Annotated in this window: 6 protein-coding genes; 3 read left to right on the forward strand and 3 right to left on the reverse strand. The window is 71.1% G+C overall.

Going from position 1 to position 14,265, the window contains the following annotated elements; genetic code table 11:
* Positions 1 to 149 precede the first annotated feature (149 nt).
* Entirely contained in the window at positions 150 to 977 is an 828-nt protein-coding gene (locus tag BDK92_RS36640; protein ID WP_170208827.1) for a class I SAM-dependent methyltransferase, read from the forward strand.
* 57 nt (positions 978 to 1,034) lie between these two features.
* Positions 1,035 to 3,419, forward strand: a complete 2,385-nt coding sequence (locus BDK92_RS36645) for an L-tyrosine/L-tryptophan isonitrile synthase family protein (protein ID WP_121160901.1) — start codon at positions 1,035 to 1,037, stop codon at positions 3,417 to 3,419.
* Between the two features lie 30 nt (positions 3,420 to 3,449).
* Here the strand turns inward: BDK92_RS36645 and BDK92_RS36650 are convergent, their stop codons facing one another.
* Positions 3,450 to 4,862, reverse strand: coding sequence for a condensation domain-containing protein (locus tag BDK92_RS36650; RefSeq protein WP_170208828.1), 1,413 nt, complete (start codon positions 4,860 to 4,862; stop codon positions 3,450 to 3,452).
* 520 nt (positions 4,863 to 5,382) lie between these two features.
* Positions 5,383 to 10,896: an ATP-binding protein gene (locus tag BDK92_RS36655; RefSeq protein WP_121160905.1), complete on the reverse strand. Its 5,514-nt coding sequence runs from the start codon at positions 10,894 to 10,896 to the stop codon at positions 5,383 to 5,385.
* A 427-nt stretch (positions 10,897 to 11,323) separates the two neighbouring features.
* On the opposite strand from BDK92_RS36655, the gene BDK92_RS36660 reads away from it, so the two are divergent.
* Entirely contained in the window at positions 11,324 to 12,919 is a 1,596-nt protein-coding gene (locus BDK92_RS36660) for an alkaline phosphatase D family protein (protein ID WP_121160907.1), read from the forward strand.
* 165 nt (positions 12,920 to 13,084) lie between these two features.
* Here BDK92_RS36660 and bioB read toward each other — a convergent pair whose 3' ends face one another.
* On the reverse strand, positions 13,085 to 14,200 hold the full coding sequence (gene bioB / locus BDK92_RS36665; protein ID WP_121162874.1) for a biotin synthase BioB: 1,116 nt from the start codon (positions 14,198 to 14,200) through the stop codon (positions 13,085 to 13,087).
* Positions 14,201 to 14,265 lie beyond the last annotated feature (65 nt).

The raw sequence follows: 14,265 nt of genomic DNA on the forward strand, positions 1-14,265 counted from the left end.
CGTTCCCGGCGGATGCTACCGATCGGCGACACGCGAAAGCGAGGATAGGATTGCTATGCCTCGATACTTCGATGTCGGATCGTCGAGGGGGCGCGGGCGTCTCAGGGGGAGCGGCCGGTCGGGGTGGGGACCAGGGGGAAGAGGAGCCTGTGACGGAGACGACGGCCAGCCTGTTTGCCGGCGCGGCCGGATACTACGTGCGATACCGCGCGGCGTACCCGGACGACGTCTTCGCCGGGATCGCGGCCCGGCTCGGGCTCGACGGGCGGCAGCGCGCGCTGGATCTGGGCTGCGGGCCGGGGACGGCGACCCTGCCGCTCGCCGGGTACGTGGCCGAGGTGGTCGCGGTGGATCCCGAACCGGCCATGCTCGCCGAGGGGCGGCGGCTGGCCGGGCGGTCCGGCGTCGGGACCGTAACCTGGGTCGAGGGGGATTCGTCGGGGCTCGGGCGGCTCGGACTCGGCGCGTTCGACCTCGCGGTGATGGCCGCGTCGTTCCACTGGATGGACCGGCCGGTCACGCTTCAGGCCCTGGACGGGCTGATCCGCCCCGCCGGCGCGGTGGTGGTGGTCACCGGAAGCGTCAGCGGTACCGCCCGGGACGTGCCTGACCGTCCCACCTGGGCGGACGCGGTGGTCGCGGTACGGGAGCGCTGGATTCCGTTCCGCCGCCGCTGGCGCGGCGACGCCGGATCCGACCGGCGGACGTACTCCCAGGTGCGGCGCGAGCACCGGGACGTGCTCGGCGCCTCCGCGTTCCACCGCGTCGAGTCGTTCGAGGTGCGCTGGGGGCGTCGGCACGACGTGGAGTCGCTCGTCGGCCTGCAGATGACGATGCCCGACTCGACCCCGGGCGCGCTGGCCGAGCGCGCCGAGGGCTTCCGGGACGACCTGCGGGCCGAGCTGATCAAAATCGAACCGAGCGGGGTCTTCGTCGAGCCGATCCGTACGGAGGTGCTGATCGGCCGCCGGGAGTGATCGGCGTGGGATGACGCCGATTGGAGCACGAGTCGCCGACGACACACGGGGGATGGGATGTTCGCGACCGATGCCGTTTTGACCTGGACGAAACCGCCGACCTGGACCGATCTGCGAAGGATGCTCCGGGCGGACCCGATGCTGCGCCTCTACGCGGCCTGCCCGCTGGCGCCACCGCCACCGGGCCGCCTCACGTTGCCGCAGGTGCTCTTCCCGGACCATCCGGCCGTGTCGAAGGGATCGGAAACGGTCAGCGCGCGGGAGCTGGCAGCCACACCGGAGTTCGCGCGGGCGGTACTCACCCATCCGTCGCTTGATCCGGCCGGGGTATCGCACACGCTCGTCGAGTACCTGCTCCGGCCGATGCTGCGGGTTTTCCGTACCTCGCTGGACCGGTACGGCTGGGCGCTGGTCGATCCCGGCACCGACGTGCTGTTCGAGCTGACGCCCGAGGGTGCCCCGACCGGGCGGGTCGTGGTCGCCGAACTGCCGGCCAGCCCGCTGCCGTCGCCCGACACCACCGCGACCGCCACCGCGACCGCCACCGCGACCGCCACCGCGACCGACGGCGACGGCGTCGGGCTGGCCGCCGTCACGGCGCTGGCCACGGCCGGCGCGGCGGCGTCGGAGACTGACCCGGGTGCAATCTTGTCCACACTGGACTCGGTGGTCGCCGCCGAGCTGCGCTTCCTCCAGCCCGACACGGCGCGCCGGCTGGGCGCCGATCCCCGCTGGGCGCCGTACGCGCACGCCACCGAGGCGGGGACCGAGGACGCCGTACGCCGCCTCCTCGAACTGGTACGCCTCGCCCGGGTCGGGGACGGGACCGGGCGACACTCCGCGCCGGTGGTCCGCCTGCTGCGCTCTCCCGGCGACGCCGGGCCGGTCGGGTTGGCCCGCCTGCGGCAGGAGATCTTCCAACTCGGCGGCGAACTGCGCGAGTCGGGCCCGGCCCCGGCGGTGGTCGCGACGCTGGCCACCACCGAAGAAGCCCGCACCCGGGCGCCCGGCCCGGCGACGGCACCGCCACCGGGGGCGACGCCACGAGGCCGCGAGGCGTTCGTGCTGGACACGGTCGAGCGGGCCCCGGACACCTGGCGCCAGGCCACGCCGTACGCGCCACCGGCGTTGTCGTACGCGTCCGCCCTCTCGTCGGTACGCGTCGGCGAGCTGCGCCGCAATCCGCTCGCGCAGCGGTACGCGGTGCACTGGAGCGCCGCGCAGACCGACGCGCTGATCAGCAGGCTCGTGGCCACCGCCAAGAGTTCGGCGGCGCGTACCGCCGAGAACGCGGTGGCCAGCCGGAGCCGTACCGACCGCCGGCTCGGTGCCGTGGAACGCCAGGCCCGGCTCGTCTACCACGTCTGCCGGCGCCGCCAGTTCCGGCTGGGCCCGGGCACGGACTACCCCGTCGAGCGGGCGATCGGGGACCTGATGCCCACGGTCGCGCGGGGTGAGCCGATCCGGCTGGTCCTGATGTGCTTCGCGACCAAGTTCAGCCACAGCCGGCTCAAGGCGCCCGGGCCCATGCCCGACCTGGCGGACCTCGCCATGACGGTCCGCCTGGCCGAGCTGGTCGGCGCGCTGCGCCAGGTCTACCCGCCGGGTGCCCGGGTCACGCTGGTCATCGACGGGGAACACTTCCGCCGGCACCCCATGCTGCCGCTCGAGCGCGGTGTTCAGACGCGGATCCGGTACGCCGAGGCGGTCGGCACCGACTTCCTGGAAATCCGGGACTACGACGACCTGATCGCGCAACGGATCGGGCCCGCGCGCCGCCGGGAGCACGCCGAGTTCGCTGAGCAGGTCCGGCGCGAGTACCGCCGGGCGTTCGAGGAGCTGGAATTCCCCGCCGATCCGTTGACCGCGCTGAGTCGGGCGGCGGCGGTCGACCCGAGGGGCAACTTCGTTCCGCTGTTCCGCTCGCTCGTCCACTCGGTCCCGGTGCCCGCGCCGGTCGGCATGCCGATGCTCGCCTGGTCGGAGGCGCTCTACGCGGAGCTGTACGAGGTGCACGACGGGGTACCGGCGGAGCTTCGCCAGGCCCGACGGGAACTGCTCCGGACCACCTGGGACGACACCCTGGAGTACCTGGCGGCCTGGTACGCCGATCGGGAGTCCGGATACCGCCACGAGATCGTCCCGAACGCCGTGCTCGCCAGCGTCCGACCGGGCCGCAACCGGCTGGGGTTCAACCTGCTCGGTGGCGCGCCGATCCCGCCGTGGCACGCCACCGGCGTCGTCGACGCGCGCGGGACGATCTCGGCCGACTTCCACGTCTCCCTGCACGACCAGGGATTCGTGCCGCTCTACTCACCGCTGCTCGGTACCGCGCAGCCGTTCGCGATGGTGCCGGTCACCGCCGTACAGCTCGCCGCGTCCGGTACGGAGCTGGAGCTGGCACCCGACTTCGTCTCCTCCATCGGCCTGCGCCGCCGGTGACGGCGGCCTCGGTTGGCGGCCGTCGGCCCGCTACCGTTGCCGCCGCGACCAGGCGGCGGCCAGTTCCGGCAGCGTACGGTCGTGCGAAACCGCCTCGATCGCGAGCCACTCCAGATCGGCCAGGAAGGTCTGGGCCGAGCCCGGGGCGAGGAACCGCCCGTCCGTCGCCAGCGTCAGCCTCGCCTCGCCGACCAGAGTGTTCAGGAAGAGGAAGAACTTCGCGTCCTTCTGCCGGCCGTCGCGGTCCAGTGCGGTGACCCTCGTCCGTTGCCGGGCCGTCTCGATCCGCCCGAGCAGGTCCGGCCCGCCCTCGCCGTCGTGACCGCCGCCGACCGCGCCCCTGTCCCCGGAGCGCACCTCGTCGAAGGAGCGGACGTCGTTGAAAAAGCAGTAGGCACCGGCGCCGAAGCCCCGTTCGGCACAGATCGCCTCGATCCGTTCCTCCAGCAGCAACGGATCACACTCGCAGTACTGGTAGGCGCGCATGCTCGCCATCCGGGCCCGGCCGAGGAACTCGGCCAGCGGTTCGGCGCCGAGGCTCAACCGGAGCAGCCCGTTCTGGTTGAAGGCCCCCACGTAGTCCCTGGTCTCGGCGGTGAAGCGGGTGGCCACGATGAGCCGGATGCCGACCCGTGACTCGTGGCGGTAGAAGCCCAGCAGCAGCCCGGTCAGCGCCTGCACGAGCATGGAGAGACTCATCCGGTGCCGGTTGGCCAGTTCGCGCAGGGCGAGGCGGAGCGCGCCGGAGGTGATCCGCGCCCACTGCCGGCGTTCGGGGCCCGGGTCGGGCGCCAGCAGGGCGCCGGGCAGCTCCCGGATGCCGTCGGCCCAGTACTCCAGCGCCTGCCGGGCGCGCCGCCGCGCCGGGTCGCTGGCCTCGTACGCGATCCGGCCGCGCGGTTGCAGCGCACGCAGCGGCAGGTCGCCACCGTCCGTGAGCAGCAGCCGCAGATCCCGGCCGACGATCTCCACGCTGTACCCGTCCACCGCCATGTGGTTGAAGACCAGCACCACGGCGACCGGGGCGTTGTCGGCGGTGACCACGGCGGCGCGCAGCGGCAGCTCGGCGGCCAGGTCGAACGGACGGGAGCGCAGCCGCGACACCAGTTCGTCCATGACGCCCTCCCGGGCGCGGCCGTCCGTCTCGACCAGCGCGACGTCCAGGCGGCCGTGCGGCTCGACCGTCTGTCGCGGCTCCGGGTTCTCGGGCCGGGTGAAGCGGGTACGCAGCACCTCGTGGCGTTCCACCAGCCGGCGCAGGGCATCCGCCACCTCCCCGGTCGTCCGGCCCGCTGGTACGTCACAGACCCGGAGCAGGTTGAGCGAGGCGTCGCCCGGCGGGAGCCAGCGGACCACGTCCCAGATCGCGAGCTGCCCCCAGGTCAGCGGCCCGCTCCAGCGCTCGCCCGCGCGGAACTCGACCGGCAGCGTCTCCGAGGTCATCCCCGCACACCCCTCTCCTCGAAGCCGCCCGGCATGCCATCGCGGCGAGGTGGCGGCCGCGCGGCGGTGCGGTCCTCGACGAGTTCGCGACGCGCGCGGGTCGCCCGCCCGGTCCCGGTCCCGCCGACTCCCCGTGAATCGCCACGACGACCGTAAATGTTTCCAATCGCCGACCGGCGATGTCAACCGCCGCCGGCGCGGGCCAGGCCCCGACCAGGCGCACCCGGAGCTCACCAAGGAACTGCCCGACCAGTCGGCCTGCATCGTGGTGGACTTCGGCCCGCAGGCGGCCCGCAGGCGGCCTTTCCCGACTCCGCGCCGCCGACAAATCCACCGATCAGGCTGAGGTTAGCCGGAAGCAGCCAGCTTGCTTTCGAGGTGGGATAGCAGGGGTGCTGCCGCGTCGGGCGACGCGATTGGGGAAGGGATTCCACGTCGCGTCGCCCGACTCCGCAGGTCAGGCCGAGGTTCTGTGCCGGACGATTGGCGCCAGCCGGATTCGCACCTGCTCGCGGTGCTGTCAGGTCATCGCGACATGTCCGGATGGCGCCCGGCGTGGTGACGGCTGGACCGGTCGACGTAGATGTGACTCGATGGCCTCGATGATGCGTGGACGGAGGTCAACGGGGCGGATGACCGCATCGACCGAGCCGGCCTCGACAGCCCGCTGGACGCTGTGCACCCGATCGAACTCCGCGGCTACCTCGCCGAGCTTCTCGGCGCGGACCGACGAGCGCAACTCGCCGAGTTCGGCGGTCAGCGCGGCGCGATCGGTGCCGGAGACGGCCGCTGCGCGGGCCTCCAGGTCCCGTACCCGCGGGTCGGCTGCGGTGCGGGCATCCACATCGCCGGAGAATACGACTGCGGCGGCGGGAGCGCCGCCGAGCACCGAGGCGAACGAGCCTTCCAGCGCCAGCACGGTCATGTTGGGGTTCAGCGCCTTCGAGAACACGACGAACGCGCCTCCGTGGTACCGCGAGATCACGCAGAACACGATGGGCCCGCGGAAGTTTACGATCGCGCGGCCGATCTCGGCGCCGTACTCCAGTTGCAGCTTGCGCATCGACTCGGGTGAGCCGTCGAAGCCCGACAGGTTCGCCAGCACCACCAACGGCCGGTTGCCGCTGGCCGCGTTGATCGCCCGCGCCGCCTTCTTCGAGGAGCGGGGGAACAGCGTACCGGCGGTGTAGGTGTCGGGGCCGTCGGTGGGCGGGAAGCCGCGCCGGGGCACCGACCGTGACTCGATGCCGAGCAGACACACCGGGATGCCGCCGAGGTGTACGTCCTGTACCACCGCAGTTTCTGCGTCGGCCATGCCCGCCCAGCGTTCCAGCACCGCGTGGTCCTGGTCGGACAGCGCCCGCATGACGGTCCGGATGTCGAACGGCTTCTTGCGATCCGGGTTGGCGGCGGCGGAGAAGATCTCGCCGACGGTGGTGAAGTCGCTGCCGGCCACGGTGTGCGGGAATTCGGAGATGTCGCGGTCGACCGGGTCGCTGGTGCTGGCCCGCCGCGGTGCGTCCTCGCCTGGCGCCACGTACGTGTGCTCGTAGTGCGCCATCAGTACGTCGCGCGCGGCGGCCAGGTTCGGCGCCCAGTACTGCGCTTGACCGTTGGGGCCCATGACCCGGTCGTAGCCGCCGATGCCGAAGTTGTCCTCTGCCGACACGCCACCGGAGAAGTCGAGTGCCTGCTTGCCGGTGAGCACCATCGCCGAGTCCGGGGTCATCACCAGGATGCCCTTCGTGTGCATGAGCATCGTCGCCTCGGCGTTCCAGTACGGCTGGGCGCCGACGTTGATGCCGGCGACGACGATGTTGATCTCGCCGCCGTCCTGCGTGAACTCGACGATTCGCTTCAGCGCTGCGGCCACCCAGTCCATGTTCTCCGTGCCCGACGTCATGGAGATCCGGGCGCCGGCGGACAGTGCGTACCACTCCACCGGCACCCGCATCCGCTCGGCCAGGTCCAGCGCGGCGATCACGCGGCGACACTCGGGTTCTGACAACGCGCCGAGGGATTTCGTCGGGTCACCGAGCAGTACGACCCGGGTGACGCCCTGCGGGTGCCGTGGGATCGGTCTGGTGACCACGCCGGCGACGATGGCCGTGCTGTTGCGCCCCTTTGGCCGGTCGACTGGCACGAGCGTGTGGTTGTCGTCCAGGTCGTGTTCGACGAAGTCGCCGAGCAGGCGGGTCAGCTCGTAGGGGTACACGGTGTTGCGGCTGCTCGCCCGCAGCACCTTCAGCCGGTAGTCGTCGAGCGGCTCGATCGGCTCGACCGGCGGCGCGCCGACGGTCAGCTCGGCGCCGCCGGTGGCGTCGAAGAAGATCCGTACCCCGATTTTGGTCAGCTCGCCGGTCGTACGGTCGCGTTGGCGCGCGATGAACAGGATCTCCTCCAGTCCGGCGCCCGCGGTCGTCGGTCGCACGCGCCCGGCGATGATCTCCATCTCCTCGCGGGTGAGGTCGCTCGGCGGCCAGACGTAGACCACGATCCGGTTGGTGTTGAAGCGTTTCTTCGACGGTCGCCGCGACTGCGCCCGCCGGATCGAGTCGAGGCAGGCGGCGACGGCGTGTTCGGTGGTCGGCAGCGCGACCAGCCGGCCGTCGTGCTCGCGCAGCTCGGTCAGGTCACGCACCTGTGCGAACGCGACGAGGCGGTCGTCCGACGGGTTCTCCCGTGCCACGCACTGGAAGAGGTAGACCTCCTCGTCCGACGACGGCAGCCGGGTGAGGTCGAACTTGCTCAGTCGCTCCAACTGCATCCGCTGCGCGATGTACGGGTGCAGGCCACGGATCAGCCGTTCCTCGGCCATTCCGGTGGTCGATGGGCGGAACGTGAAGTGATGGTGCATCACCGCGCCGCCCCGGCCCGCGACGGCGACGGTAAGTCTGCGGACCTGGCCTGGCAGTGGGTGCGCGCGAACGACCTCGTGCAGCGCGGCCGCCATCGCGTCGGAGTCCTCCGGCTGCTTCTCCCAGGCGAGATAGATGTCGGCGTCGACGGCGTCCTCGTCGCTCGCCAGCTCTCCGAGCCCGTTCAGCGCGCTGCCGAGCGCTTCGAAGCTCACCGCGGCGGAGACCACGCACGAGCCCGCGCGCTCGGCGACCACGAACGTGCAGCCCGCGACCTCGCTGGTGCGGACGCCGGTGAGGCCCTTGTTGCCGTAGTACCGCCGGGTCAGCACTTCCAGCATGGTCGCGTTGTCCAGGTCGGCGCGGATAAGCCGCTGGCCGAGTAGTCGCACCAGCGGTTCCGTGCTGCGTACCATCTCGGCGATGCGTTCGGTGCGGTCCGGCGCTTCCGGATGCGCGTCGAGGTGGCGCAGGTGCTTGCGGACATCGGCGTAGACACGGGCCCGGTTGCGACGCAGTAGCGGCTGGCCGAACCAGGCGAACACCACGCCGCGCGCGAGGTCGGAGACCGCGGGGAAACGGACCTGCGTCGCGGCGACCAGCCGTTCCAGCGCGAGACCGGCCGGCTCGTGCAGCGTCTCGTCCGGCGGCGGCTCCCGCAGCCATGCGCGCAGCAACGTCGCGACGACCGTGGCGTCGGCGGACCCGCGTTGCTGGGCGAGGAAGATCCGGAACACCGCGGCTTCGAGTTCGGGGGAGCGCTCCAACTCGGTGACACCGTAGTGCCCGAGTGCCTTGGCGAGCTTGGCCTGGAACGCCTCCGGCAGCCCGGCCCGCTCGACGTCCAGGCTCTGCAGGTAGGCGTGGAAGTATTCCCGGGCGCTGTGCACGTGGCCGCCACTGCCGCCATCCTCGTCCGCCGGCCGGTTGCGGCTCAGCTCGGCGAGATCGGCGAACAGGCCGACGAGTTCGAGCTCCGCTGCCAGCGGCCGGAGGCCGTTCTCGCTGGCCACCCGGCGGGCGGCGAGGTAGTCGTCGAGCACCCGACGGTCGTCGTGCGGGTCGACATCGAAGCCCAGCAGCAGGCTGCGCAGGTCCTCCTGGCCGCGGGTGGTGCGCTCCAGCACCGGGACCGTCCCGGGTGCGGCGGGTAGGTCCAGTTCGACGGACTCGGCCACCGAGGTGTCCTCGGCCCCGGCATCGGCGAGCGGCTCCAGCCGCAGCAGCGGTGCGCCGGTCTCCACCTGGCTGCCAACGGAGACGACGCATTCCTTGAGCCGCGCCTTGAACGGTGCCCGCAGCACCGTCTCCATCTTCATGCTCTCCAGCACCAGCACCGGTGCGCCCGCCTCGACCTCGGCGCCGACCTCAAGCGGCGTGGCGACGACCAGCGCGGGCATGGACGAGCGGATGACACCGCCCTCGTCGCGGCTGACCCGGTGTGTCACGCCGTCCACCTCGACCAGGTGGGTCGGCCCGTGCGTGGCGGTGAGCAGGCGGTAACGGGTGCCGTTGACGACGATCTGCCCGGTGTGCCGGTCGAAGCGGTCGAGGTCGACGTCGGCGGTGCGGGCGTCGTCACCCGCTTCGATGCCGACGCGGAACCGATGCGCGCCGATCCGCGCGACACGTACGCGGTAGCCGGCGCCACGCAGCTTGAGGTCCAACGGCCGGCCACTCTGGTGCTGCACCTGCGGTCGTCCGCCGGACGCCGTCGACAGCAGCCGCTGCCGCTCGACGCGTTCCTCCTCCTCGTACGTCGCGATGGCGGCGGCCGCCAGTGCGACGGCGGAGTGCTGGTGCGCGACGAGCCTGCCCTGGCCGCGGACACGGTCGATCCAGCCGGTGTCCGCGCTCGCGTCGACGACCTCGGGCTGGTTGAGCAGGTCGAGCACGAAGCTCTTGTTCGTCGCGCCACCCTCGATGATTACCGTGGTGTTCGCCATCGCCCGGCGCAACCTGCCCAGCGCCTCGTCTCGGTCACGGCCGTACGCGATGATCTTCGCGATCATGGAGTCGAAGTCGGCGGGGATGGTGTCACCCTCGCTGACCCCGGTGTCCACGCGGATGCCCGGACCGGCGGGCAGGCCCAGCCGCGTGATGCGGCCCGGGGAGGGCGCGAAGTCACGATCGGGGTCCTCAGCGTTCAGCCGGGCCTCGATGGCGTGCCCGCGCTCCACCGGCGGCGCGCCGTCGAGCCGCCCGCCCGAGGCCACGTGCAGCTGCGCCTTGACCAGGTCAAACCCGGTGGTCAGTTCAGTGATCGGGTGCTCTACCTGCAGGCGGGTGTTGACCTCGAGGAACGCGAACAGCCGGTCGCCGGGGTGGTAGAGGAACTCCACGGTCGCCGCGCCCCGGTAACCGACCGCGACAGCCAGCCGTCCGGCCGATGCCTTGAGTTCGGCTGTCTGCGCCGGGCTGAGCACTGGCGACGCCGACTCCTCGATGACCTTCTGGTTACGCCGCTGCACCGAGCAGTCGCGGACACCGAGCGCCCACGCGGTGCCCTGGCCGTCGGCGATCACCTGGACCTCGACGTGCCGGGCACCGGTGACCAGGCGCTCCAGGAACACGATGCCGCTGCCGAACGCCCGCGCGGCCTCCTGGCTGGTGCGCTCGTAGGCATCGGCGAGCTCGGTCTCGTTCGTGATCACGCGGATGCCGCGACCGCCACCGCCAGCGGTCGCCTTCAGCATCAGCGGGTAGCCGATCTCAGTCGCGGCGGCCAGGGCGGCGTCCAGGGTCTCGACCGCACCGCGGCTCCACGGTGCGACCGGCACACCGACCTCCTCGGCGATCAGCTTCGAGCCGATTTTGTCACCGAGCTTGCGCATCGCCTCTGCGCTCGGTCCCACGAAGGTGACCCCGACCTTCTCGCACAGCTCCGCGAACGCCGGGTCCTCGGCGACGAAGCCCCAACCGACCCACGCGGCGTCGGCCCCGGTCTCCACCAACGCGCGCTCCAGCGCCTTCAGGTCCAGATACGGGCGCGCGGACGCGGGACCGAGGTCGTAGGCGATGTCCGCCTCACGCACGAACGTGGCGGTGCGGTCGACGTCAGTGAACAAGGCGACCGTTTCGATCCGAGTCCCGGTCTCCGCGGCCAGCTCACGGACCGCGTGGATGAGCCGCATCGCGGCCTCACCCCGGTTAACGATGGCAACACGGCTGAACACCCGACGACTCCCCGGCAGACCCGACATGTACGCGCCGCGGAACGGAAAGCCCCCGGCAGTGATCACCCTTCCGTCACCTGGCGGGTGGCGCCATGTCGTAACCACCGAACCCGAGGCGGCACCGTTTGTAGGAACTGTACAAAACTCTTTGGTTTCGCGCCCGCTCACCCGGGCCGGCCTGCAAAACCTGCGGCCGGTTTGGTCGGACGATGTTCGTTTGATCTTGGCGTCCTGTTCGGCCGACCTTGCGACGTCGGCTGGAACGGTGGGTCGGTCGGTCGCGGCCGACCGAGGTGATCGGCATTTCGCTGGTCCCGTCGACCGCCCGCGCCGCCTAACCCGGGCTGGCCGTCAGAGACCCGCAACGCGCGGCCCTGTCCGGCTGGAACCGGCCCGGTTGACAATCACGGAAGGACGCGCCAGGAACATGAACGACCCCGATTCCCACGTCACCCTCAGCCGGATGAGCCGGCGAAATGTGCTTGCCCTGGGCGGATTCGGCACCGCCGCCGCGGTCGTCGGCGGTGTGCTCGGCGGTACCCGGCCGGCGGCCGCCACCCCGTCCTTCTTCGACAATCCGTTCCGCCTGGGTGTGGCTTCCGGTGACCCGCTTCCCGACGGCGTCGTCCTCTGGACCCGCCTCGCTCCCGACCCGCTCGCCGAGGACGGCCGCGGCGGCATGCCTCCGGAGTCGTTCGGCGTTCGCTACGAGGTCGCCGAAGACGAGAGGTTTGCCCGAATCGTCCGCCGTGGAGCGGTTGAGGCGACGCCCGAGTTCGGGCACTCGGTGCACATTGAGGTCTCCGGCCTGAAGCCGGGGCGGGAATACTTCTACCGCTTCCGGGTGGGCCCGGCGATCAGCCCGGTCGGCCGTACCAAGACGGCGCCGGCCCTCGACGCGGCCATGTCGCGGCTGAAGCTCGCCGTCACCAGCTGCCAGAACTACCCGGCCGGCTACTTCGTCGCGTACCGCGACATCGTCGCTTCGGATCTGGACGTGGTCGTCCACCTCGGCGACTACATCTACCAGGGCCCATCGGCCGGCGACGCCTCACTCGGCCGCGCGCACGTGCCACCGGTGGAGATCACGACTCTGGCCGAGTACCGGATCCGGCACGCGCAGTACAAGACCGACCCGGACCTGCAGGCCGCCCACAGCATGCTGCCGTTCATCGTGGTGCCCGACGACCATGAGGTGACCAACAACTACGCCGACGAGGTGGGTCCCGACGGCCCTGCGTTCCCGGCCCGCCGGGCGGCCGCCTACCAGGCGTATTACGAGAACATGCCGCTGCGCCGGGCGTCCATTCCGGTCGGGCCGGACATGCGGCTCTACCGGCGGGTGCGCTTCGGCGACCTCGCCCAGTTCCACATGCTCGACACCCGGCAGTACCGGTCGGACCAGGCCAAGTGGACCGCGGCCACCGCCGTCGGTGGCTATGCCCCGGGTGCCCTGGACCCGAACCGGACAATCCTGGGCGATGCCCAGGAGCAGTGGCTCCAGGAGGGTCTGGCGACGTCGACCACCCGGTGGAACGTCATCGGGAACCAGACGAAGTTCGCGCCGTTCGACCACAAGACCGGGCCCGGGTTGCAGTACGACTCGCCGGACAATTGGGGCGAGGGCTACGTCGCCGACCGCGACCAACTGCTCCGGTTCATCGCCGCACATCGCCCGTCCAACCCGGTGGTCATCACTGGCGATGCGCACCGCAACTGGGTCTTCAACCTCAAGGCCGACTTCGCCGACCCGAGCTCGGAGACGCTGGCCACCGAGTACCTCGGTACCTCGATCAGCAGCGGTGGCGACGGTAACGGTTCGACCGTGTACGGCCCGACCGCCGACAATCCGCACATGATGTTCCAGAACAACCAGCGAGGCTACATCCGGGTCGAGGTCACCCCAGAGCAGTGGCGGGCCGATTTCCGGGTCTCCGACACCGTGCTGACCCGGGACACGCCGCTCTACACGGTCGCCACGTTCGTGACCGACGACGGCAAGCCGGGTGCGCGGCGGGTGTGAGCCACCCGTGACGCCGACGTTGGGTCCGGCCGCTCGGCCGGACCCAACGTCGCGGCCTACGGCGCCGCGCAGCGGTTGCTCCTCAGCCAGACGGTTCCCGGTTTGCCGGGCCGGAAAAGATGTACGGCTATATCGCTGCACCGGGCGTGTGCGGCGAGGTTGATATCAGGTGTTTGGTGGTAGGTCGGTGCCGGCGCCGCGGCGTCGCAGCCGCACCAGGTTCGTGGGTGGCGCAACCATGTTCCCGGCGGTGGTCACCGGCATTCCCGCGGCGGCTCGCGCGGTGGGCAGGCTCGGCTCACCGGCCGCCTCGACGACAAACCCGTTGTCGCTGATCATGTCAAGGTCGGCGTGGCCAGCCTGGCCCTCGCTGGTCAGGTAGTCACCGAGGAATATCGCGTTGGCGATGTGCAGGGCCAGTGGTTGCAGCGTGCGTAGGTGTATCTCCCGCCCGCCGGCAAGCCGTACCTCCACGTCGGGGAAGACGAAGCGCATCATGGCAAGGATCCGTAGGCAGCGTTGCGGAGTGAGCTGCCAGCGACCGGCCATCGGGGTGCCATCAAACGGGATCAGGAAGTTCACCGGTACCGAGTCCGGTGCCAGGTCGGCCAGCGCGAAGGCCACCTCGACCAGGTCGTCGTCGCTCTCGCCCATGCCGGCGATCAGCCCGGAACAGGCCGATAATCCGCCGGACCGGGCCTGCTCCACGGTGGATACCCGGTCGGCGTAGGTGTGGGTGGTGCAGATGTCGGCGTAGCGCTCGCCGGCCGTGTTCAGGTTGTGGTTGTACGCATCGGCGCCAGCGTCGCGGAGCCGGGTGGCCTGCCCGGCGCCGAGCAGGCCCAGGCACGCGCACACCTCGACGTCGGCGTGCCGTTCCCGGATGGCGGCGATCGTCCGGGCTACCCGGTCGATGTCGGGGTCGGTGGGCCCACGACCGCTGGCCACCAGGCAGACCCGTTTGGCGCCGGCGGTGACCCCGGCGCTGGCCGCATCGGCCGCCTGTTCCGGGCTCAGCCAGGTGTAGGAGAGCGCTCCGGACTCCGCACCGAGCCGCTGTGAGCAGTACCCGCAGTCCTCCGGACAGCGTCCGCTTTTCAGGTTGACCAGGTAGTTGAGTTTGACCCGGTTGCCGAAGTAGCGCCGTCGTACCCGTGCGGCCGCTGCCACCACGTCGAGCAGGTCGTCATCGCTGGTGCCCAGGACGGCACGCGCCTCGTCGCGGGTGGCCCGTCCGCCGGCGAGCACGCGTTCGGCGAGCGCGTCGAAGGTCCTTCTCATGCCGATCATGCTGCCAAGGTGCACCGTGCCGGTGCGACTGGTTGACCGCCAACATCAGAACGTTG

The sequence above is a fragment of the Micromonospora pisi genome, from assembly GCF_003633685.1.
GTDB lineage: Bacteria > Actinomycetota > Actinomycetes > Mycobacteriales > Micromonosporaceae > Micromonospora_G > Micromonospora_G pisi.